This window comes from Confluentibacter citreus, from assembly GCF_002807055.1.
Classification (GTDB): domain Bacteria; phylum Bacteroidota; class Bacteroidia; order Flavobacteriales; family Flavobacteriaceae; genus Confluentibacter; species Confluentibacter citreus.
The window spans coordinates 114796-138823 of record NZ_NIXN01000003.1 but is presented as its reverse complement, the minus strand read 5'-3'; the positions used below and the strand labels follow the sequence as shown (position 1 = coordinate 138823).

The window sequence follows — 24028 nt, the reverse complement described above, 5'->3', positions numbered from 1 at the left end:
TATGATTTACAAACGAAGTAGTGCCTTGTTTGCTGAGGCAGAACGCGTTATTCCCGGAGGTGTTAATTCGCCAGTAAGAGCTTTTAAAGGTGTAGGGGGAACTCCAATTTTCGTAAAAGAAGCAAAAGGTGCTTATTTATATGATGAAGATGGTAACCGTTTAATTGATTATATCAATTCTTGGGGGCCGATGGTATTAGGTCATGCGTATCAGCCAGTTGTTGATGCCGTTATAGAAAAGGCTAAAAAAGGCACTTCTTTTGGTATGCCTACGGAAATTGAAACCAAAATAGCGGAATTGGCAGTTTCTATGGTGCCAAATATTGATAAAATTCGGTTTGTTAATTCTGGAACGGAAGCCTGTATGAGTGCCGTTAGATTAGCGAGAGGTTACACCAATAAAGATAAAATAATCAAGTTTGCTGGGTGTTACCATGGGCATAGCGATTCATTTTTAATCCAAGCAGGTAGTGGTGCCAGTACGTTTGGAACACCCAATAGTCCCGGTGTTACAAAAGGCACTGCAAAAGATACCTTACTTGCGAGATACAATGACATTGAAAACGTCAAACAATTAATTGAAGCCAATCCCAATGAAATTGCTTGTATTATTATAGAGCCGGTTGCTGGCAATATGGGTTGTGTGCCTCCTAAAGAAGGGTTTTTACAGGCATTAAGGGAATTATGTGATGCCAATAATATTCTATTGGTTTTTGATGAGGTGATGACTGGCTTCAGATTGGCTAAAGGTGGTGCTCAAGAGCTTTATAATATCGAGGCGGATATTGTTTGTTTCGGAAAAGTAATAGGAGGAGGGCTACCAGTAGGTGCGTTTGCGGCAAGAGAAGAAATCATGAATTATTTAGCGCCTGTTGGTCCCGTTTATCAAGCGGGAACATTAAGTGGAAATCCCTTAGCTATGGCTGCAGGGTTGGCGATGCTTACAGAATTAAATAATGATGCAGAGGTTTTTAATCGATTGAATGAAAAAACCGAATATTTACATACAGGGATTGCTAATGTTTTGAATAAAAATAAGGTTGTCCATACCATAAACAGAGTTGGCTCCATGATTTCCGTTCACTTTGATAAAGATGCTGTTATTGATTTGGAAACGGCTGCGAATGGTAACAATGATAGGTTTAAAAAGTTCTTTCATGGGTTGTTGCATGAAGGCATTTATATTGCGCCTAGTGCTTTTGAAACTTGGTTTATCACTGATGCGTTATCCTACGAGGATCTAGACTATACTATTAATGCTATCAATAATGTAGCTAAGACTTTATAAAAAAAAGCATTTCCGGAAGGAAATGCTTTAATCACTAAACTTAGAATCTAACTAAAATCAATAACTCAATTTAAAATCTTCTATTTCTAAAATTATTATTTTGTGCAAAGCGTTTGTTATGTCTCATCACTTTGTCAAATCTATTTTCCATGTGTGCTTGAGCGTTGTCCCATTTTGCGCGTTGCTCAGCATTTAAAATGATATTCATTTTTAGTTTTGTAGAAATTTGGTCATCTAATCTATCATTTGCTCTTCTTAAATAGGCCTCTTTGGTAGGTTTCTCTATAGTGCCACTTTCTCTTTTGGCCCTATTGGCTTCCATAGTTGATTGTCTTTTAGTGGCATTTGCTAAATTTATTTTATAGATTTCTTTTTGTTGGAATTCATTTAAATCTAAATGTAATGTCATTCTTTTGGTTTGTAATCCAGCAGACTCTTCAGGTGTTAGCACCATCATTTTCTGAGATATTTCTTTTCTCTCTGGACGTTGCATTCTTTGTTGAGCGATACCTTGAATAGATATTAAAGTTAAGGTAATTAATAATAATTTTTTCATGTCTTATAGTATTATGGGTTTGTTTGCTAGTAAGACTTTATAAAATTTCAATGGTTTAAGGCATATACCTTTTTTAACTCTAAATTAACAAGAGTTAAGTTTTTTAAAGAGAAGGAGTTATGTTGGCTATTCACAGTAATAACAACATTAAGAGAAAAAAACATGAGTAACAATATCTTAAAAATTTAACACTTTAAATTTATTATTCTTAATAAAAATGTAAAATTTAAAGGAATAGTGTTAAACATTTCTAAATTGATTTTAACACTTCGAACTAATTTTGTCTATTTGTATAAGAATTTATTTAAAACATAAAATAGTCAAAAAATTATTTGGTTTAATAGTAAATTAATAAAGTTTAGTTGGTTAGTTAGTAAAAACCCCATAATTCTTAAGTTATGGGGTTTTTTTGTGTTAAAAATGATCAAGTAAATTAACCTTTGTTAAAGTGAAATAGTAGCATTTTATAAAGTAGCTCTTTTTCAAAGGGTTTTGGAAGGTAGTTGTTCATTCCACTAAAGATAGCTTTATTGATGGCCTCAGTAGTAACATTGGCCGAAAGACCAAAAATAATAACCTCTTTATTTTGATTTCTTATCAATTTTGTCGCCTCAAAACCATCCATTTCTGGCATATGTATGTCCATGAAAATTAATTGATAATTTTTTTGTTGTACTTTTTGTAAAGCAATTTTTCCATTTTCTGCTGTATCGGCTTTTACGCCTATACTCTCAAGAAGTTTTTTTAGAACAATAATATTCACATTATTGTCATCAACTATTAAAACTTTAAGATCTGGTAGATTAATATTTTTTTTAATGTCTATTAAATGTTCCTTTTCCTGATTTTTTGCAATTTTAAATGTGAGGGATATTTTGAATTTTGAGCCTATATTTGGTTCACTTTCAAGAGATATTTCTCCACCCATCATAGTTACTAAATGTTTAGAAATGGCCAATCCTAAACCACTGCCTTCATATTGTTTTTTTGTACTGATATCAATTTGTGTAAACCTGTTAAAAATAGTATCAATTTTATCTTCTGCAATGCCAACCCCTGTGTCTTCAATAATAATATGTGTTTGAAGTAATTCATTCTCTAATTCTATTTCGCTATACGTCAACAAAACGCCTCCTTTATTGGTGAACTTCAAGGCATTCTTAAGGATGTTGCTTGTAATTTGAAGCATTTTGTTTTGATCCCCTAAAACGTTTAAACCTAATGTGTTTTTTAAATTTGTTTTTAAATATAAATTCTTTTTCAAGAAAAGAAATTGGTTGATCTCTACAAGTTCTTTTATTTTCTCCAAGGGGTTGAATACCATTTCGTTTAATTCGATATTGCCCGATTCTATTTTGTCTATATCTAGAATATCATTTATAAGATTTAAGAGGTTGCTGGAAGACATATCCATTAAATCGATATATTCTCTATTTGTTTTGTTTAATTTACTATTTTTTAATAATTGAATAAACCCTAGAATGGCATGCAATGGTGTTCTTATTTCATGACTCATATTCGACAGAAAATCTGTTTTAGCTTGTGATGCTTTTTCTGCATTTTTTCGAGCATTGTTAAGATTCTTGTTAGCTCTTTTTAAAGCTAAATTGGATTTCTTGGCAAGTATACTGCCTTTTTGTGCTTTTAAGTAAAAATGGACAAGTAGAGACACAATAATAGATAAAAATAGACCAACAATAAAGGCCATATTTTTAGTGTATAAGGCTTCTTCCAATAATAATTTTTCAGTAGGGAATACGTTTAAATGCCAGGATTGTCTATCCGATTCATCTACTTCTATTTTAGTAGTATAAACAATATCTCTTTTAGTTTTATGTTTTATATCTCGGTTTACTTCATAAAATAGATTTCCTTTGTCGTCATAAAGTTCGATACTGTACTGGTTTTCTAGGTAATTAACAAATCTATTGAAGTTTGTACTAAAATCCATGCCGCCTGTTATGGTTCCTTGAAACCGATCATTGAAATATACAGGTACATCAACAAGAAAGGAGTGTCCCTGTTGCGTAAGTTTTAGCCAAGATGTTATATTGGTTTTGCCATTTTTGGAATGTTTAATCCATTCATCCCTTCTGTAATCAAGAGTTGAAATATCTAAGCCTAGGGCTTCAACATTCTCTTTGTAGGGATTGATTTTTTTAATGATCATTGAACTATCAATCCATTCTATAAATATAAAGGAGGCATTCTGTTTTAATAATAAATTGGCATCATGTTCCCAATTCTCATAATAGCTACCATTTGTAAACTCTAACCTGTATTTAAGATTTTCAAGATTGGATATATCGGAATTAACTATGTTCTTCAACTCTTTAGACAATAGAGCGCCAGTTTCATAAACTTGCGCCTTTACTAAAGAATGATGCCTGTCTAAAGCAATTTTGTATACAATAAGAATTAATGTAACAAGAACCAAAAAAGAGGTAATGGGCAAGAAATTTAAAAATCTATTTTTTATTAAATTTTTTGGCATTGCAGCATTTTAGTTTGGTTGTATTCCTAAAGATACTGTTTATTCTGACGATTTTTAAAAATATTAAACAATAATTGTCACAAAAAGACTTCCATCTGTTGCTTTGTCGACTTTTGCTAAATTATTTTTGGTAAGTTCTTTAATTGATACATCCCATTTTTTATTGGACAAACCAGATTGAATTTTTAAATCGTTAAGTTCCAATTTTTCCGCCTTTTTTAATAATTCGAAAACTGCCTTTGCTTCATCGCTAAGGGCAACAGCTTTTTTTTCTGGACGCATTTGCGGAAAGAACAATACTTCCTGTATGGATTGGTTATTGGTTAAAAACATAATCAATCTGTCCATACCAATGCCCATGCCCGATGTTGGCGGCATACCATATTCTAAGGCGCGTAAAAAGTCGTAATCAATAACACCAGTGGCTTCGTCATCACCTTTTTTGGCTAATTCCATTTGATGCTCAAAACGTTCGCGTTGGTCTATAGGGTCATTTAGTTCAGAATAGGCATTCGCTATTTCCTTACCACAAACCATTAACTCAAATCGCTCTGTTAGTTCAGGATTTTCGCGATGCTCTTTGCATAACGGACTCATTTCCTTTGGGTAATCGGTTATAAATGTAGGCTGTATATAGTTGCCTTCGCATTTTTCGCCAAAAATTTCGTCAATCAGTTTGCCTTTTCCCATGGTTTCATCTACGGCAATGCCCATACTTTTAGCGGCAAGTCTAATCTCATCTTCCGTTTTTCCCGTAATATCAAATCCTGTGAATTGTTTTATGGAATCTGCCATGGTTACTCTGGCATAAGGTGCTTTAAAATCAATATCATAGTTGCCAAACGTCGCCTTAGTGGTTCCATTTACAGCGATGGCACAGTGCTCCAGTAAACGTTCACAAAAATCCATCATCCAATTGTAATCTTTATAGGCCACATAAATTTCCATAGCCGTAAACTCCGGATTATGCGTTCTGTCCATGCCCTCGTTTCTAAAGTTTTTAGAAAACTCATAGACGCCTTCAAAACCGCCAACAATCAATCGTTTTAAATACAATTCGTTAGCAATCCGCATGTATAATGGAATATCCAAGGCATTATGGTGCGTCATAAACGGACGCGCCGCAGCACCACCAGGAATGGGTTGCAACACAGGTGTTTCAACCTCAAAATATCCAGCATCGTTAAAAAAACCACGCATGGCATTAAAGAGTTTGGTGCGTTTTACAAATACTTCTTTTACATGTGGGTTTACCACTAAATCGGCATAACGCTGTCTGTAACGTTGCTCAGGGTCTGTAAACGCATCATGTACATTGCCTTCTGCATCGGTTCTTGGTAATGGTAATGGTTTTAACGATTTACTAAGTAAGGTAAAGTCTTTTACCTTAACCGTTTTTTCGCCTACTTTGGTGATAAATAATACACCTTCTACACCCACAAAATCACCTATATCCAAAAGCTTTTTATAGACCTCATTATATTTGGTTTTGTCCTCACCTTCACAAATTTCGTCCCTATTAAAATACACTTGTATCCTGCCTTCGCCATCTTGTAATTCAGCAAAACTAGCATTCCCTTGAATACGACGGGACATTAATCTCCCAGCAATCACAACCTTAGCATCTTCCTTGAAATCGTCCTTAATTTGCTTTGAATTATGAGATACCGGAAATAAATCGGCAGGATACGGATTAATACCCATTTCGCGTAATTTTGTTAATTTCTCTCTTCGTACAAGTTCGTGTTCTGATAATTGCGACATATTCTAATTTCTGAGTGTGATTTTTTTTGAAGGCACAAAGATAAACATTTGATTTGCGAATTACGAATTAGGAATTACGATTTTTTTGGTGTTTCCCTTCCCGATAACTATCGGGATGTCACTTTGGTATTTCATATAAACCAAAAATTAAGTGTAACAAAATATATACTTTTAAGTCCAATATGTATCATCAATCAATTATAAACAATCATGAGTATTTGGAGAGTGTTATTATGTATATTTTGTCCGCCCTTAGCCGTTATAGGTAAAGGGTGTGGCTCCATATTAATTGTTTTTTTGCTTTGGCTTTGTGGCTGGGTACCTGGGGTTATTGCCGCTTTGGTTATTCTTAATAATCCCAAGAATTAGTTCAAAATATTATTTAAATAGTAATGTTCTCGATACATTTTTCTTCCATTCCATTTCAGAAAAACACTCGAACTGACATATCGTTTCAAGCCCAAAAAAGTCGTAATTTTGCAATCTATGAATAAGACCATAACACTGCAAGATTTAGGCTTAAAAGACTATAAACAAGCTTGGGATTACCAAGAGCGGTTGTTTAAAGACATTGTGGATGTCAAAATCAAGAATAGGCGAGAAGACACCCAAACTGAAACCAATAATTATTTCTTATTTGTAGAGCATCCTCACGTGTATACGCTTGGTAAAAGTGGCGATATGTCTAACCTGCTTTTAAACGAGCAACAGCTTGCCGAAAAAGGCGCCACGTTTTATAAAATAAATAGAGGTGGTGATATTACCTATCATGGTCCTGGACAAATAGTGGGTTATCCTATTTTAGATTTAGATAATTTCTTTACGGACATTCATAAATACCTTCGTTTTTTGGAGGAAATCATTATCCTGACCCTTGCTGATTATGGTTTAAAAGCCGAGCGTAGCGAAGGTGAAACAGGTGTTTGGCTAGATGTAGGCACGCCTTTTGCCCGTAAAATTTGTGCCTTGGGCGTTCGTGCCAGCCGTTGGGTCACCATGCACGGTTTTGCTCTCAATGTAAATGCCAATTTGGGTTATTTTGATAATATCATTCCTTGTGGTATTCGCGGAAAAGCAGTGACGTCGCTTCATGTAGAATTAGGCGTGGAAAAAGTGGATGAAGCAGAAGTAAAAGAAAAACTCATCAAGTATTTTGCTGAACTTTTTGAGGCGAATTTTAAGTGATGTTTAACGTTTCGAAGTTTCTGTCACTGAGAATGTGGTTCCAAATACTCATCTGCTATGTTTGTCATTTTATCTAATACAATAGCTTAGATCATAATAATTAAGGGGTTATAGTAGGTATTAAATTAAAATCTACTTTCTGTGGTTCTCTTTCTTTAACTTGAGTTAAATCCACATCAAACAATTTAGCATAAAACAAATCGAACGCAAAATAGGCCGCTAGATATTTGTCATTTAAGACTGTTATATATCTACTTGATAACGGAGCGCCAAATAATTTAGGGCTCATACTGTTCGTCTCTATAAGCGCATGAAGTGTTGTGTTTAAATTTTTGTCTTGAATATTGTTTGCGATACAGTTAAAAAAAGCGCTATCATAGTCTAAATGACTGGCATTATTATTCATATTCCATAAGTCATTTTTGGTCTTCAAAACATTAAATACTTCAACCGTGTGAGGCGTTGCAATTTCTGAAAAAATAGCTCTATCACTTAAAGCATCCCGCATGAATTGTGCATATGCTAGTTGTAAACTGGAGTTAGGGGACGTTTTTCCATAAAAGCTACTAATGTCATCTTCAAAAGCAAAAAGAGCTTCATTGATGAGTTTTGAATCCATGCCATCACAGTTTAATACAAGGCCTTTATCAGCATATTTATAATCTGATAATGACACGACGGGAGTCTCTTTTTTACAGCTGAATAATGTTACTACTAGTGCTAGTACAATAAGGTTAAATTTTGAATTCATTTTAGGCTTCATTTTTTAATCGTTGTTGTTCTAAAGTTTCTGATAATCGTTTTTCTATAATGGGTTCTATCAGGGTTTTTCGTTGATTTGTTTTTACAAACGGGTAGAGCTCCAAGGCATCCTTCATTTTATCACTTGGATTTACATGCTTATTGGTGCCTGTTAAAATAAGGTTGCCTGCATTAAACTGTTGTTGTTCTTTTTCGGCACTCTCTTTTATTTTTCGTTGAATGGTACCTTCTTTAAGTTGTTTTAAAAAACCACCATTAGCTTCTATGTTTTTAAATAATTCCAAAGCTTTTTCCGCTAATTGATTGGTAATCGTTTCAATATAATAGGCACCGTCGGCAGGATTATTGACCTTATCAAAATAACTCTCGTGCTTTAATATCAATAATTGGTTACGTGCCATACGAGTTCCAAAGGCATTTACTTTATGATAGATCGCATCATACGACAGATTACAAATCGTATCACTGCCTCCTAAAATGGCACTCATACATTCGGTTGTGGTGCGAAGCATGTTGGTGTTATAATCGTATAATGTTTTGTTGCGTTTTGTGGGTGTTGTATAGATGTGGCAATCTTGGTTGAAATTGTATTCAGAAGCCAAGGTTTTCCAGAGGATGCGTAAGGCCCTTAGTTTTGCGATTTCGAAAAAGTGGTTGCTTCCGACTGAGAGGTTGAATATACATGTGGCAGATTGCTTCGCTTCGCTCGCAATGACGCTATCCAAGCGATTTAAATACTCGTTAGCATGTGCTAATGCATAGGCTAATTGTTGCACCATATTAGCGCCTGCATTTTGATAAAGAGTGGCATCAACACTAAACGTGTTTGTGGATTTAACAATGTTTTCAACCTGGGAAAAATCGGTATTTAAAGTCGAGAACCAGTTGCCGTTTCTTGCCAAATGGCCTATAATGTCTGTGTGGATGTGGATTCCTTCCCAATAGTTATCAGGATTCGCAGGAATGACAATAAAATCTTCTGAAAGAAACTGAAGTTCTAAATGAATAGGCGTAGCGGCAGTATCTATATTTTTTAATAAGGCTTCAACGGACACAGATGGATTTGGAACAATGAATTTAATGCTATCAGCCCCTTTTTTTATGGCTTTTAAGGCTTTTTGGTTGGATTTGTTAACATCTACCACATAAATGGTTTCGCATATACGCCATTGGGTTGCTTTGGTGTTTGATGTCTGAGGAAGTTCCGTTAAGTCCTCCCCATGATAAAAAGGTTTTACCGAAATATCCTCATTGGTTTTCCAAATCAGGGTGTTGTTGTAATCGGCTCCAGCAAGATCGAATTGTATTTTTTGTTTCCATTGTTTGGAAGTAACAGGCGTAAATTCATTAAATAACAACTCATTATTCATTATCTATTGCTATTACTTATTATCAATAATTATTCATCATTCAATACCCAAAACCCAAAACCCAAAACCCAGAACCTAGTGCCCAATACCCAGTACACACTACTCATCAACCTCCAAACTATCCTCATACTCAATAATAAAAATCTCCTCATTGTCACGTTTCATATAATATTCCTCACGTGCAAATTTTTCCAATCCTTCTTCGTTGTTTAGTTTTTTTAGGGCCTTATTATCTTTTTCAATTTCTTTTTGATAATACTCTTTTTGGGATTCTAAATCATCAATCTCATGATTTAATTCTCTGTGGATTAACCAAGAATTGGCATCGAAAAACAGCATCCAAATAAAGAACACAAACAGAATAAGAATAAATATGTTCTTAAAAGGTTTTAACAATGTTTTTTTGTTGAAGGTCATTTTATAATTTTTGATGTATTATGGAGCGAACGATATCTATAGCAACCGTGTTATGTCTATTGTTTGGAATAATAATGTCTGCATATTCTTTAGTTGGTTCAATAAATTGCTCGTGCATAGGTTTTAAGGTGTTTTGGTACCTGGTTAATACTTCATCCAAATCCCGTCCTCGTTCAGAAATATCACGTTTTAATCGGCGTATCAATCGTTCATCGGTATCAGCATGGACAAAAATTTTAATGTCGAACATCTTTCTTAATTCTGGATTTGTTAGAATTAAAATACCTTCCACAATCATCACTTTTCTAGGATGTGTTACTGTGGTATCACCGGTTCTATTATGTGTAACGAACGAATATACAGGTTGGTGTATGGGGTTGCCTTTTTTTAATTCCTTTAAGTGATTTTCAAGCAATTCAAAATCAATGGACCTTGGATGGTCAAAATTAATAGTAATACGCTCTTCATAACTTAAATGCGTTGTGTCTTTATAATAGGAATCTTGTGAAATAATGCCCACTTCCCCTTCGGGAAGTTCATTTAAAATCTTATTAACAACAGTTGTCTTTCCGCAACCTGTGCCACCTGCAATACCAATAATAAGCATAAAAACGTTTTACGAACCACACAAAGTTAGTTAAACGGGAAGTGAGTTTAAATGTTAGAGGGATTTATTTTTTATGATTGTCTGTAACTAATCATATTACAAGTGTTACCCTGAACTTGTTTCAGGGTCTCATTAATAAAATGATGATTATTAATGGATATAGGATGCTGAAACACTCTTGATAGCCATCGGGACAGCATGACAACTTAATGAAGGTATATTCATTATTTTTTGATATCTGCAACTTCCTTTACGGTCACCATCTTATCATTTTTATTCCCCCAGCTGTTGGTGATGTAGTTCATTACATCGGCAACTTCGTCATCAGTCAATCCTTGGCTAGCCATCAAGCTATTGTATTTCTTTCCGTTTACCGTTATTTCTCCTTGCAACCCATACTTAATCGCGTGAATGCTTTTGGCTCGATGGTCCATTAAAAAATCTGATTTCGCCAAAGGCGGAAACGCCCCCGCGAGACCTTCCCCGTTACCCATGTGGCACGTAATGCAGAAGTCTTGATAAATCTCGCTTCCACGTTTCTTGCTTTCATCTAAGTCTTTATTCTGACTATAAATCGTGTTCCAAGCTATTGAGAGTAATCCCAAACAAATGGTTAAGTATAACTTCATTAAATTAATTCGGGATTACTTTAACAATGCCTTTTCCTTCTACGCCTAAGTAAATGAAGCCGTCTGGTGCTTGTATCACATTTCTAACACGCCCAATGCCTTCAAAAAGTTTTTCGCGTTTCACCACTTTATTGTTTTCAAGCACCAAACGCTCCACGTACCCAAATTTTAAAGACCCTACCAAAAGATTGTTTTTCCAATCTGGATATTTGTCTGATGTCACCATAGCAAAACCAGAAGGGGCTATAGATGGCACCCAATAAAATAAAGGTTGTTCCATGCCTTCTTTTGCGGTTAATTCAGTAAGAATCGTATTGTCATAATTAATACCATAAGATATCACAGGCCAACCATAATTTTTAGCTTTTTTAATGATGTTAATTTCATCACCACCTTGTGGACCATGTTCGTGTGTCCATATTTCACCAGTAACAGGATGTTTTATCATGCCTTGTGGATTTCTATGGCCATAACTATAAATGGCTTTTTTCGCATTTGGTGTATTTACAAACGGATTGTCCTCTGGTATTCTACCGTCATCAAACAATCTGTAAATTTTACCGTTATCTTTTGTTAGGTCTTGCGGATTCACAAAATGGTCGCCACGTTCGCCAGCAGAGAAATACAAATAGCCATCGTTATCAAAAACAATGCGAGAGCCAAAATGCTGGCCTCTTGTGGTATTTGGACCTGCTTTGTATAAAACTTCCTGATTTGTTAAAGACGTGCCACTTAATTTTGCTCTCATAATGGCGGTATTGCCACCAGTGCCTTCACCTTCAGGGGATGCGTAAGAGATATAAATCCAACCATTATTGGCATAATCTGGATGTAGTTTGATATCCAATAAACCGCCTTGCCCACGATTATATACTTCGGGAACGCCAGAAATATTGGTTTTTACACCATTTTTAAAATGAATCAATGCACCCGCTTTTTCGGTAATAAGCATACTGCCATCAGGTAGAAATTCCAATCCCCATGCAATAGGGACATCTGAAACTATGACTTCTGTAGTATATGTAAGCGTTGCAGGATCTTCAGCTTTAACAGATGATTCTGTTTGTTGTGCGCACGCAGAAAGCGTTACGGCAATTAACGGAATAATAAAAATAAGCTTTTTCATATGTGTTTATTTATTGTTTTTAAGGTCGTAATGTTATCGTTATCGCCTTATTCATTGGTTTTTTTATAAAAAACTTGTTGTTAATGGCGATTTCATAGTATATAAGACTGTTCTAAAGTTAGTGAGAATTATTTAAAAATTATAATTTACATTAATTCCCGCATAATAATTAACGGGATTGCCCGGATAATAAAATCTTGCAGGCGTGGTTCCAAACGCTGGGGCATTGATAAGTACTTGCGATGCGTATTTTTCATCAAAAATATTATCCAAGCCATAAAATATATTGGTTCTTAATTTTTGGGTAATATTTAATCTATAGCCCACTTTTAAGTTTGTTAATTTGTAATTGTCTGAATATAGACTGTTGCTGTCAGTCATAGGGATACTACCCACATATTGAAAATTAATGTTTCCGTAAAACCCTATTTTGGAATTAAAATCGATACCCGCATTAAAGACATCGCTAGGCACGCCTGTTAAATCGTTACCTGAAAAATTGTCTGTATCATCAACAAATTCCTTGAATGTATAATCGTTTAGCGAATAACTCACAAAAGAGCCAAGCGTAAACGATTCTTTAGTTAAGATATTATAGTTTAATGCCAATTCAAGGCCATCATGCTGCGTTCTACCTGCATTAATACCAATATATTGGTCTAAAGCTGTTCTTCTGGAAACTAGCAGGTTTTTAATATCCATTCTATATAATGCCAAGTTAAAAAACAATTTATTTTTAATGACTGTACCGCGCGTACCAACCTCAAAATTCCAACCTGTTTCTGGTTTTAAATCTTGGTTTATTTGGCCGTCAGGCATCAAGGTTTCTAAAAGCGTAATGGGCGAAAAGCCGTGACTAATATCAGAATACACCGCAATATCTTCAGAAACAAGATGTGAAATACCAAGCTTAGGAGACAAAATACCATTAAATTCATAAGAACCCGATTGGTCTGGATCTTCATCAGAAACCATAAAACGATCGTCTAAATCGTATGAAGTTTGATTATAATTTAAGCCAAGCGTCAGCATTGTTTTTTCCGTTAGGTTATAATTGGTTTCTAAAAACACATTAAAATAAGAACGGTTCTCTTTAAAATCAACCAATTGGTCTCCTTGTACACTGCCCGTGCCTTCTGGGAACTCTTGATAACGATTTACATAAGTGCCATATTTATAATTATCCCTAAACACTTCGCCACCTATGGTCCAGTCTAAATTTTTACCGAATAATGTGGTGTTGCCTATCAATCGGCTTCTTAAACCTATGGCAAAGGTGTCGTCTTCTAAAATATCAAAAGGTCTTGGTTCATAACCACTTCCAAATGATGTAAATACACTGGTGCTTTGTTTTAAATGGTCGTTGTATTCGTGGTTCCAAGATAAACCAAAAATACCACGTTGTGCATCTTCGTAGCCTTTTGCCTGTTGCCAAGTAAACGCTGCGGAAGACGGATTATTTATATACGCATTTTGACTTATGGAACTTGGTATGTAAGCAAACAAATCAACATAACTCATTAAAAACGTCAGTTCATCCTTTTCACTCAAAAAGTGATTGGTATTTAATGTGAATGTTTGTCGGTCATATTCGCCATTAGCCCTGTAACCATCCGTGTGCGTATTACTGTATATAGCCCTAAAACTGTTTTTTTCAGACCCGTGGTTTACATTAATCACTTCTTTAAACAAGCCAAAAGAACCAAACATAAATTCGCCATTGGCAGTCGTTTCATTTAAATACGCGTTTTGAGGAGTGAGGTGTATGGTACCTCCCAAACCAGCACCGTAAACACTAGATGATCCTTTGTCAATTTCCATTCTGGCAATAGAAGTGAGTTCAAAATCTTCAATATTGGTTTCGCCACTACCATTGGTTAATGGAATGTCCTTAAAATACGCTCTAATTTTAGCCGTACCATACAGGTTTCTAGAACCAACACCCCTTATGGTAATTCTATTGGTGTTAAGAGCCCCAGTTTGCATTAAAACACCTGGAATACGACTTAAAGTGGGAGCTATGTTGGTACTGTTAGCGCGTTCAATATCGGTTGTTGAAATAACATTCACTGTCGATGTAGCTGTTTTTAATCGTTTTGGTAGCTGATTGGCATTAATGACCACCTCATTAAGTTCGGAAGGGTTGATGCTAAGCTGAATGATTTTGTAGCTTTGGCTAACATGGACTTCAACTTGATTATATCCTGTTTTTTTAAACAGGTAATTACCAGACTGTGTCACTTCAAATTCACCTTGGTTATTGGAGACATAGGATTGATTGTCTGTTAAACTGGTAATATTCACATTGTTTAAAGGGGTGCCATTTTCAATATCAATTACTTTTCCTTTGAAGGAGTTTTGTGCAATCATGGTATGCATTGGAAGCAAAATACATACTAAAATGGTTTTAAAAACGAATCTCATTTTTGTGTTTAGTTTGGTTTTTTAAATAAAGGCATAAAACTATTACTAAATATTTAATTTTTTTGACTCATTTGCTATAAAAGAATGTTAATTGTGGTTTATTACAGAACCTGCAAGTTATTTTTTGAAATAAAAATAAAACATCTTGCAAAACATCAATAATTACATATATTTGCACACTTGTTTTTGGAACTTGAAATAGTTAATTTCATGGATTAAAAAATAAGACGAATTGAACAGGTTGTCGAAAGCCAAGCGCGAGCTAGCTATACACAAAAAATGTCCTTTGGACATTTTCTTAACGTTCATTTCGGGGTGTAGCCCCTCGACTTCGCTCGGGATAAACTACACTACGGGTTAATATTCTTCGGGGTGTAGCGTAGCCCGGTTATCGCGCCTGCTTTGGGAGCAGGAGGTCGCAGGTTCGAATCCTGCCACCCCGACCAAGAAAATCCAACACAAACGTGTTGGATTTTTTTATTTGCGGAGTTTCCAGGTTTACCTAAGGAAACGGAGTAAATAAAAAAATCTACAGCAAATCCCATTTGCTGTTGGATTATCTTGAGCAACACCCCTTATTCAGGATCACGACCAGAGGGAGTAATGCTTATAGTCCAGCGGAGTTTCCAGGTTTACCTAAGGAAACGGAGTAAATAAAAAAATCTACAGCAACTCCCATTTGCTGTTGGATTATCTTGAGCAACACTCCTCTATTCAGGATCACGACCGCAGGGCGTAATTCCAATAGTAAGCAAACAAAAAAAAAGCTTCTAAAATAGAAGCTTTTTCACCAACCAAAGAAGTCCTAAAATAATCCTAGTCTGACACTAGGCGTATTAACTCTAACATTTGTGCTCATAGTAGTTCTTTGTCGTGGATATCTGTCATAGTAGTAACCTTGATATCCATAATAGTAAAAAGAGGCATGATGATAGTAATAATCACTATGGTGACAATGATGGTTACAATGCTCATAATGGTTAGCATAAGCATCTTTTTTGCCTTTCATATAAGCTTTGTAAGCTTTTTTGTCTTTTCGCTTTAAATCGTTTTCATAGTTTTTTTGTTCTTTCCAAAACGTTTCTTCTTCGGCTTTGTTTTTTGAACTGAATTGTTGTTCGAATTTTGCGTCTTCCTCAGCTCTTTTTTGATAATAGGATTTTTTATCAACGGTTGCTTCATTTGAGAGGTCATTGTCCTGGGCATTTGTTATAAATGAAAAACTTAATACGATAAGAAATACGATTGTTTTTATAGATTTCATAACTTGAATTTTTAATGGTTTTTCAATATTAAGACACCTTATATCCGTTTTACCCTACCTTTTTTTAGAGATTATTTAAATTTTTTATTTTAAAAATCAAATCCTAGAGAAAATTGCCAAACCCTGTTTTTAGGATGGCCTTCATCATACACACTTCCTAACCCTAAGTGATAGCGAACGCCTAAACTGACTCCTGAGTCTGTTTTAAAACCAGCTCCTAAATTAACACCCCAATCAAAGTTATCTGGTTCAAATTCTTGAGATGTATCAAACAAATTAAAGCTACTGTCAAATTCTTCCTTATGGGAAATAGCTAATCCTACTTGTGGACCCACTTCTAAAAAGAAGTTTTCATCGGGATATAATTTTAGCAATAATGGTAGATTTATGTAATCCAATTTTTGGGTGAATGTTCCGCTGTCATCCCGTAATTCGTAACCTTGTTGGGAGTATAGAACTTCGATTTGTAAAGATGTGCTTTCCGATATGAATGATTCGCCATATAAACCAATATGAAATCCGTGTCTTTGTCCGGTTTCAGTATCTCCATCAAAACTTACCGCGGCTAAATTATAACCTGCTTTGATACCTGAATTGGATTGTTGTGCTTGAGCTTGAATCGTTAGCGTTGCACTGAGTATGAATAAGAATTTTAAAATCGTTTTCATTGTCTTAAGTTTTTAATAGTTAAATGATTTTTATTTTCCGCCGTTTGCTTGCAAATCGGCAATGCATTTTGCATCAAGTTGCGGTGCCGTGCTGGAGCCCATTAAATTTGATAATCCCGAACCGCTTTCTGCGGCCCAATACATCAAACAACTTTCTACGTTGCAATGTTTGGCATGTTCTGGATCTTCATGATTTTCAACCATATTGGAACCTAGATTAGTCAGACCAAGTAAATGCCCGAATTCGTGCGTGATTACCGTGGTTTCTAAAACACTTCTGCTGGGTTCAAAAGCACTGTTGCTTAAATCTTGAATGGTTTCTTCAAAAATCACAAAGGATGTATTTCTATAAGCCGTTCCTAAAACAGTACCAGAATTTGTGGTATTGGCAGAAGCACCATCAATAAAAAGTGCCCAAACAGCTATTTGATTGGTAGTATTGTATTTAGTTCGGTTGGCATCTTCAATAGCCATAATGTCTTGATTTGTATAAGATGCTTTTCCTGTGGAGGCAATGGCTCTGGTTTCTACAATAATACCATTAGGCTTAAAAGTTCGGGCGTTTAAAAAAGAAACAAAATTATCAATGCTGCTTTGAGATGGTTTTAAACCTTCAACATAAACCAATTCAATAACCAAACTTTTAAAGGTGTGATCAGAGAGCAAATCGTTCGAGGAACTTCCGGTTGCTTTTTGGTTTTCGGATTTATTAATGGTTTCATCAACCGGTCTTAAATCGTCATCTTTTGAGCAGGCTGCCAAAACAAATACGATGCATACTATTTTTAATATTTTTTTCATGTCATTATTATTTTAAAATAAGCAGCTGCTGGTTTCCCAACAGCCGCCTCACCAAAACAAGTTGGCAACCAAACCAACCTACCTGAAATTAAATAAATACTAAATTTGGGTCAAAACCAGTGTTATGGCAGCATTGGTTGTGCTTTTTAAAGAGATGGATGTATTATTAAAGCTTGTTACTTCCCAAGTATGGTTAAGTAAACTAAATGCTGCATTTCCAGAAAAAGTTACGTCTAAAAACACGTCTGTTTCTGATGTTACTTCATAAGTGCCCTCAACGGTACTAATAGTTGCATTTACTGCTTTACATGTTAAGTCGTTTGCAAAATCTATAGTATAGTTTGCATAATCTGTGGTTTTATTTACACCGGCAGTTATAAAAGATTGTACTTTAAATGATCCATCAACGATAATGGTTTCTAGATTTTTTGCTTCAGCTTCAGCAGTATCTTCAGCGTCTTCAATATCTAGACAATCACTAATACTTGCTTGTAAATCTAAATCGCTTGTTATGGATATAACGGTATCATTATTTAAGGTTGCAGCAATGGGGTACTTAATAGCGAACAGTTCATTATTTCCAAAGTTGTTCATGTAAGTGTATAATTCTTGCTCAGATTCAATAACAACGCTACCAGTTTGCTCCAGCGTTAAGCTATAGGTTAAAATAGTGATAGGGAAATCAATATCGATACAAGAAATCGCATTTTTACCTTCATTTTCAAGGGTTTCACAAGCATCAATTAGGGCATCGTATTCTGCTTGATTCGTAACAACCACCTCCGTGTAATTACTTGTTTTAACTGTTAAAGGGAATTGTAATGTAATGATATCATTATCATTAGTGATTTGACCTAAAATGTTTAAAACCAATTGATAATCAGATTGTGTTAGTAAAGTTACTTCGATACCATTTACATTAGCGACCACAGGAAGTAATATAGATGAACACGATGTACCATCTAAAAAATCATCAAAGCTTCCATCATACATACTAGAACGTTTAAGGTTGCTGGCTGTTTGGGAGTTTGCCGCATTCGTGTTAGGGTTTTGTCCGTTCTCACTATCCAATTCGTCTTGACAGGATGTGAATGCCAAAAATGTGACTAATAAAATTGCTGTAATAGATTTTAAATTTTTCATGATAATAGTTTTTTGGGTTATTAATTTTTTTTCTTTTTCATAGCGATTTTTTCGCTTTCTGTAATTAAGACAACCAGGTTTAAATTTACCCTACCAGGATATTAAAATTAGTTTTATGGTTAAGTAGATGGAGGCTAAAATAGATGTTACTAGTACAATTTTTAATAGAGTTTCTATGAATTTAATAATATTGTCAGATTTCAAATAATTTGTTTTCATTTTCGCATTAAGACAACTATGTATATATTTACCCTACTTTTATAAATGTTTTTTAATTTTCAGCCTCTGATAACATATTTAAATGGACATTAACAACCCCAAACTTTGCGAAGAAAATTATTTCAATCATTTTTATTTAGAGCATGTACAACATGCCAGTAATTTTGCTTTCTACAAATGTGGCGATAAGGATCATGCGCTGGATTTAGTTCAGGACGCATTTTCTAAAATTTGGGAAAATTGCTCCAAAATAGATTTTACAAAAGCAAAAACCTATTTGTTTACTACGGTTAATAATTTGTTTTTAAACAGCGTTAAACACAATAAAGTGGTTTTAGAATATGCTAAAGCGGCTCCTTATATTGACAAAACAAACGAAAGCCCAGAATATTTATTGGAAGAAGAAGAGTTTAAAAAGAAACTTCAAAACGCCATCTCATTATTAACGGATGCGCAACGCGAGGTATTTTTATTGAACAGAATTGACGGAATGAAATACAGGGAAATAGCCGAATTATTGGGCGTTTCACAAAAGGCAGTCGAAAAAAGAATGACGGGTGCTTTAAAAATATTAAGGGAGCACATAGAAAATATTTAGCAGTAGGTAGGGTAAATTTAAAGTTAGTTGTCTAAGACTTGAAGGATCATACAATGAAAAATGAACATAACATATTAAAGTGGTTAAATAATGAGCTTTCTGAAGACGAAGTTAAAGATTTAAAACAATCTGAAAACCTTGAAACTCTAGAGAAAATAGCTTTTTATGTCTCACAAATGCAAGCACCAAAAATGGATGCGCAGCAGGCTTTGGCTGCTTTTAAGGAAAGAAAACGTTCTAAAAAAGAAACCAAAGTCATTCCATTAAACTTTAAAACGTTTATACGTGTGGCTGCTGTTTTTGTGGTGATGCTAGCATCGTCTTATTTTTTATTCTTCAACAATACAAAATCTTTTGAAACCCAAATAGCGGAAACCCAAACCATCATGTTGCCTGATGCTTCCGAAGTTATTTTAAATGCCCAATCTACATTAAAGTACAATAAGAAAACTTGGAATGATACGCGTGATTTAGAATTAAGCGGAGAGGCCTTTTTTAAAGTCAGCAAAGGGCAAAAGTTTACGGTAAATACCCCCATAGGAATGGTTCAAGTGTTAGGAACCCAATTCAATGTAAAAGAACGCCCCAATTACTTTGAAGTTCAATGTTATGAAGGATTGGTAGCAGTAACTTATAACCATAAAACCCTGAAATTATCCAAAGGAAAATCATTCAGAGTGCTGGATGGAACCATTCAAGTTGTAGGTGATTTTAATGCTGAAAATCCGTCGTGGTTGCAAGCTGAATCAAGTTTTGATAAAATTCCGTTAAGCCAAGTCGTTAATGAATTAGAAAGGCAATACGACTTGAAAATTGATTATAAAGCTGTGGATGGGTCACAATTATTTACAGGAACATTTACACATTCAGATAAAAATATTGCGTTACAATCCATTACCATTCCTTTAAAATTGAGTTATAAAATAGAAGGTAGAAATGTTACGTTATATAACTATGGAAAGTAGAAAATGGATCATTTATATACTTGTATGTTTTATTCAATTTTGTTTCGGTCAAACCAATTCTGAAAAGGTACCGCTAACAGAACTAATAATAGCCATTGAAACTAAATTTGATGTAAAATTTTCATATGCCCATGAAGATGTGGTCAACATTTCCATTGAAAAACCAGACGCCAATTTTAATCTTCAACAAACTTTAAGTTACTTAAATAGCAAAACACTTCTAAATTTTAAAACATTAGATAATCGCTACATTACGGTATCGGTGATTGATAAAACAATGACTGTTTGTGGTAAGGTGATTTCAGCTGTAACCAATGAACCTTTATTTGGCGCTTCCATTTATATAAGCCATACCAATAGAGGTGTTATTTCAGATGATCAAGGTAAGTTTCAGTTAGAGCATGTGCCTTTAAAATCATTTATAACCATATCGTATTTAGGCTTTAAAAATGACCAAGTACCTATGGAATCTTTGTTTAATGAAGAGGGTATTTGTAACACCATAGCGCTTGAAGAAAGTCAGGAAACCCTCAATCAAGTGCTTATTACCAAGTTTTTAACCACTGGTCTGCAAAAGCTCATAGACGGAAGCACGGTTTTAAATACAGAGAAATTCGGTGTTTTACCCGGACTTACGGAACCAGATATATTACAGTCCATACAAGCACTTCCGGGTGTTGAAAGTGTGAATGAAAGTATCGCCAATATTAATGTAAGGGGAGGTACAAACGACCAAAATTTAATCCTTTGGGATAACATAAAAATGTACCATTCGGGACATTTTTTCGGACTTATTTCAGCATACAATCCCAATTTAACGAACAATGTTGTCGTCACAAAAAATGGTACTTCCAGTGAATTTAGTGACGGCGTGTCCAGCACCATTAATATGTCTACTAAAGATGCGTTGACCCATAAATTGCAAGGTGGTGTGGGGGTTAATTTAATAAGTGCCGATGCTTTTTTGGAAATACCCATTACTAAAAAACTGGCGTTGCACCTTTCTGGAAGACGCTCGTTTACCGATTTTATTACATCACCTACTTACGATAATTATTTTGAGCGTAGTTTTCAAGATAGTGAGTTAACCACCAATAGCGACAATATTAGTGAAAGCAATCGGTCGTCAGAGTTTTTCTTTTACGATTACACAGCAAAACTGTTATTCGATTTGAATGAAAACCATAAGTTTCGCGCCAACATTATTGGTATCAGTAACAATCTGGATTATAAAGAAAATTACACCAATAATAACGATCAATCAGAGTCAAAAACAAGTAATTTAAGTCAGGAAAACATGGGTTTAGGGACTCAATGGAATGCCATTTGGACTGACACATTTACGACGGATGTCATGGCATTTTATTCCAAATACAATGTTGATGCGATTGACTATAGAGTGGACACCGACCAAAAACTAACGCAATCGAATGAGGTACTGGAAACAGGTGTTAAAATGAATACGAAGTTAAAACTTAACACGCATTTGAATTTCCTAAATGGCTACCAGTTTAGTGAAATAGGCATTCTTAACCAAACAACCGTTTCTGCACCGTCCTACGATAGAACTAAAAAAGATGTCTTGCTCAACCATGCTGTTTTTAGTGAACTGGAATTTAATAACAACCAAACGTATGTTAGGTTTGGGGTCAGAGCTAATTATTTTCAGAAGTTTGCTAAGTTTTTAATGGAACCCAGATTAAATTTAAGACAAAAGCTTTCTAATGAATTTGCTTTAAAATTACAAGGGGAATTTAAAAACCAATCCGCCACACAAATAGTCGATTTTCAAGATGATTTTTTAGGTGTTGAAAACCGACGATGGATTTTAGCCAATGAACAGAGTATTCCCATTTCGGAAAGCAAACAAGCCTCGTTTGGGTTTGAATTCAACCAGAATAATTTGGTTTTAGATGTGGAAGCATTTTATAAAAGGGTAGAAGGGATTACGGCTTCCAATCAAGGGTTTTATAATAATTTTCAGTATATCGATGCGACGGGGAGTTATGAAGCGAAAGGGGTGGAATTTTTGGTTAATAAAACGGCAAGCACTTACAGCACTTGGTTAAGTTATACCTATAGTGTTAATGATTATGAGTTTGAATCGTTTACACCATCAAAATTTCCCAATAATATAGATATAAGACATTCTGTGTCATTAGCGTTTAATTATAATCTGCTTGATAATTTGGAAGTGTCCGTAGGTGGTATTTGGCGTAGCGGACAACCTTTTACACAACCTGTTACTGGTAACGAAACCATACAAGATGGTAGCCAAACGGTTGTAAATTATGACACACCAAATAGTAATAATTTAGACGATTTCATGCGATTGGATGCTTCCATAAATTATAATTTTAACTTCTCAAATGATATTAAAGGTTCTTTGCGGGCGGGCGTTTTAAATGTATTGGATAGGGAAAACACCATTAATAGATATTATGAAGTTGATCCAAATGATTCTGAATCCACCATTCAAATAGATAATAAATCGCTTGGCCTAACGCCTAATATTAGTTTAAGGGTTAGGTTTTAATGGTTGGTCATTGCGAGGAGGTATGACGAAGCAATCTGTTTAATTGTAGTTCCCCATCATGAGATTGCTTCGTGCCTCGCAATGACGAGACCACTGTCATTGCGAGGAAGTATGACGAAGCAATCTGTTTAATTGTAGTTCACCCTCATGAGATTGCTTCACTGCGTTCTCAATGACGTTATGCATTCAACTCCTGCATAATTTCTGCAAACAAACGGTACGATGTAATACGATCCTTGCTATCATAAATATTCGTCACGGCAATGAGCTCATCAATCTGTGTGGCTTCAATAAACGCTTTCACTTGTTGGTTCACGGTGTCTTTATTGCCGACAAAGGTATATTTAAGCATCTGTTGTACTGAAGGATGCTGTTTCATAGCGCGTAGCTCATCGGTCATGTCCGTTGGAGGTTGCATAAAATCCCTTTTGCCTGTTAATAGGCCTACAATCATTTTATAAAGTGAGGTCGAAATACGTTCCGCTTCCTCGTCGGTATCAGCCACAATGATGTTAACACCGGCAAAGGTATAGGGCTTTTCAAGGACGTCGCTTGGTTGGAATTCACGTCTATAAATATCAAGCGCAGCTAGTAATTGGGGCGTTGCAAAATGACTGGCAAAGGCATAAGGCAAGCCTTTTTTCGCTGCCAAATGGGCGCTATCGGTGCTTGATCCTAAAATATACAGCGGTACATCCACGCCTTCTGCTACGGTGGCGCGTACCTTTTCGTTGAGGTTGTCTAGTGAAAAGTAGTTTTGTATCTGTTGCACGTTGTCTGGAAAGGACATCGCTGCTTCGTAAAAGTCGGAGCGAATGGCTTGTGCCGTTTCTCTATCGGTGCCCGGAGCGCGTCCCAATCCCAAATCAATGCGATGGGGATATAAGATTCCCATGGTGCCAAATTGTTCGGCAATGATTAATGGGGAATGGTTTGGTAACATGATGCCACCCGATCCCACACGGATGTGCTTGGTGCCTTCGGCAATCTTACCGATTAAAATGGACGTCGCACTGCTACCAATGGCATCGGAGTTATGGTGTTCTGCCAACCAATAGCGCGTATAGCCCACTTCCTCGGCAGCTTGTGCCAATGCTAGCGAATCGTTAAAGGTGTCTTGCAACGAGCGTCCTTTAGATACAATGGCAAGGTCTAATATAGAATAAGCAATTTTTTTATTTTGCATGAATTTTTGTGTTTATACATTTAAAA

21 protein-coding genes and 1 tRNA gene are annotated in these 24028 nt (G+C 35.3%); 7 read left to right on the top strand and 15 right to left on the bottom strand.

From position 1 onward, the window contains the following. The first annotated feature begins 1 nt into the window (after position 1). Positions 2-1288: a glutamate-1-semialdehyde 2,1-aminomutase gene (gene hemL / locus CDH49_RS08225; protein WP_100615031.1), complete on the top strand. Its 1287-nt coding sequence runs from the start codon at positions 2-4 to the stop codon at positions 1286-1288. Positions 1289-1358: 70 nt separating this feature from the next. On the opposite strand, the gene CDH49_RS08220 is transcribed toward hemL, so the two are convergent. The 3 genes from CDH49_RS08220 to lysS all read right to left on the bottom strand — a co-directional run bounded on the left by CDH49_RS08220 (position 1359) and on the right by lysS (position 6102). Beyond that, the gene (locus CDH49_RS08220; RefSeq protein ID WP_100615030.1) at positions 1359-1844 is read right to left on the bottom strand and encodes a hypothetical protein; all 486 of its coding nucleotides are present in this window, start codon (positions 1842-1844) and stop codon (positions 1359-1361) included. Between the two features lie 433 nt (positions 1845-2277). Next, positions 2278-4338 (bottom strand): response regulator, encoded by a 2061-nt coding sequence (locus tag CDH49_RS08215; RefSeq protein WP_100615029.1) that lies wholly within the window; start codon positions 4336-4338, stop codon positions 2278-2280. Between the two features lie 63 nt (positions 4339-4401). Next, a complete protein-coding gene (gene lysS / locus CDH49_RS08210) occupies positions 4402-6102 on the bottom strand; it encodes a lysine--tRNA ligase (protein ID WP_100615028.1) in 1701 nt (566 codons plus the stop codon). A gap of 210 nt (positions 6103-6312) precedes the next feature. Here lysS and CDH49_RS08205 point away from each other — a divergent pair, with 210 nt between their 5' ends. Together CDH49_RS08205 and lipB are read left to right on the top strand one after the other, a co-directional pair. After that, on the top strand, positions 6313-6471 hold the full coding sequence (locus CDH49_RS08205; protein ID WP_100612146.1) for a YqaE/Pmp3 family membrane protein: 159 nt from the start codon (positions 6313-6315) through the stop codon (positions 6469-6471). A 117-nt stretch (positions 6472-6588) separates the two neighbouring features. Further along, a complete protein-coding gene (gene lipB / locus CDH49_RS08200) occupies positions 6589-7287 on the top strand; it encodes a lipoyl(octanoyl) transferase LipB (protein ID WP_100615027.1) in 699 nt (232 codons plus the stop codon). 100 nt (positions 7288-7387) lie between these two features. Here the strand turns inward: lipB and CDH49_RS08195 are convergent, their stop codons facing one another. The 7 genes from CDH49_RS08195 to CDH49_RS08165 all read right to left on the bottom strand — a co-directional run bounded on the left by CDH49_RS08195 (position 7388) and on the right by CDH49_RS08165 (position 14622). Beyond that, complete coding sequence (locus tag CDH49_RS08195) at positions 7388-8038, bottom strand: hypothetical protein (RefSeq protein ID WP_157805286.1); 651 nt, start codon at positions 8036-8038, stop codon at positions 7388-7390. Position 8039: 1 nt separating this feature from the next. Beyond that, positions 8040-9419, bottom strand: coding sequence for a methylmalonyl-CoA mutase subunit beta (locus CDH49_RS08190; protein ID WP_100615025.1), 1380 nt, complete (start codon positions 9417-9419; stop codon positions 8040-8042). 99 nt (positions 9420-9518) lie between these two features. Further along, positions 9519-9836, bottom strand: a complete 318-nt coding sequence (locus tag CDH49_RS08185) for an FtsB family cell division protein (protein ID WP_100615024.1) — start codon at positions 9834-9836, stop codon at positions 9519-9521. Between the two features lies 1 nt (position 9837). After that, entirely contained in the window at positions 9838-10443 is a 606-nt protein-coding gene (gene udk, locus CDH49_RS08180) for a uridine kinase (protein ID WP_100615023.1), read from the bottom strand. A gap of 224 nt (positions 10444-10667) precedes the next feature. Continuing rightward, a complete protein-coding gene (locus tag CDH49_RS08175) occupies positions 10668-11072 on the bottom strand; it encodes a c-type cytochrome (RefSeq protein ID WP_100615022.1) in 405 nt (134 codons plus the stop codon). Positions 11073-11076: 4 nt separating this feature from the next. After that, entirely contained in the window at positions 11077-12198 is a 1122-nt protein-coding gene (locus CDH49_RS08170; protein ID WP_100615021.1) for a PQQ-dependent sugar dehydrogenase, read from the bottom strand. Positions 12199-12330: 132 nt separating this feature from the next. Beyond that, entirely contained in the window at positions 12331-14622 is a 2292-nt protein-coding gene (locus CDH49_RS08165) for a TonB-dependent receptor domain-containing protein (RefSeq protein ID WP_100615020.1), read from the bottom strand. Between the two features lie 368 nt (positions 14623-14990). Here CDH49_RS08165 and CDH49_RS08160 point away from each other — a divergent pair. Beyond that, a tRNA-Pro gene (locus tag CDH49_RS08160) sits at positions 14991-15068 on the top strand. Between the two features lie 359 nt (positions 15069-15427). Here the strand turns inward: CDH49_RS08160 and CDH49_RS08155 are convergent. The 4 genes from CDH49_RS08155 to CDH49_RS08140 all read right to left on the bottom strand — a co-directional run bounded on the left by CDH49_RS08155 (position 15428) and on the right by CDH49_RS08140 (position 18498). Continuing rightward, entirely contained in the window at positions 15428-15886 is a 459-nt protein-coding gene (locus CDH49_RS08155) for a hypothetical protein (RefSeq protein ID WP_100615019.1), read from the bottom strand. 89 nt (positions 15887-15975) lie between these two features. Next, positions 15976-16554 (bottom strand): porin family protein, encoded by a 579-nt coding sequence (locus tag CDH49_RS08150; protein ID WP_100615018.1) that lies wholly within the window; start codon positions 16552-16554, stop codon positions 15976-15978. Positions 16555-16584: 30 nt separating this feature from the next. Next, positions 16585-17355, bottom strand: a complete 771-nt coding sequence (locus CDH49_RS08145) for a membrane metalloprotease (protein WP_100615017.1) — start codon at positions 17353-17355, stop codon at positions 16585-16587. Positions 17356-17454: 99 nt separating this feature from the next. After that, positions 17455-18498, bottom strand: a complete 1044-nt coding sequence (locus tag CDH49_RS08140) for a hypothetical protein (protein ID WP_100615016.1) — start codon at positions 18496-18498, stop codon at positions 17455-17457. A gap of 301 nt (positions 18499-18799) precedes the next feature. On the opposite strand from CDH49_RS08140, the gene CDH49_RS08135 reads away from it, so the two are divergent. Genes CDH49_RS08135 through CDH49_RS08125 form a run of 3 tightly spaced genes read left to right on the top strand, consistent with a single transcriptional unit; the run spans position 18800 to position 22816 of the window. Beyond that, on the top strand, positions 18800-19315 hold the full coding sequence (locus tag CDH49_RS08135; protein WP_100615015.1) for an RNA polymerase sigma factor: 516 nt from the start codon (positions 18800-18802) through the stop codon (positions 19313-19315). Between the two features lie 53 nt (positions 19316-19368). Beyond that, positions 19369-20280 (top strand): FecR family protein, encoded by a 912-nt coding sequence (locus tag CDH49_RS08130; RefSeq protein WP_100615014.1) that lies wholly within the window; start codon positions 19369-19371, stop codon positions 20278-20280. Further along, positions 20270-22816: a TonB-dependent receptor gene (locus CDH49_RS08125; protein WP_100615236.1), complete on the top strand. Its 2547-nt coding sequence runs from the start codon at positions 20270-20272 to the stop codon at positions 22814-22816. Before CDH49_RS08130 ends, CDH49_RS08125 begins: the two co-directional genes overlap by 11 nt. Before the next feature lie 178 nt (positions 22817-22994). Here the strand turns inward: CDH49_RS08125 and CDH49_RS08120 are convergent, their stop codons facing one another. Continuing rightward, complete coding sequence (locus tag CDH49_RS08120; RefSeq protein WP_100615013.1) at positions 22995-24002, bottom strand: LLM class flavin-dependent oxidoreductase; 1008 nt, start codon at positions 24000-24002, stop codon at positions 22995-22997. Positions 24003-24028: the final 26 nt, after the last annotated feature.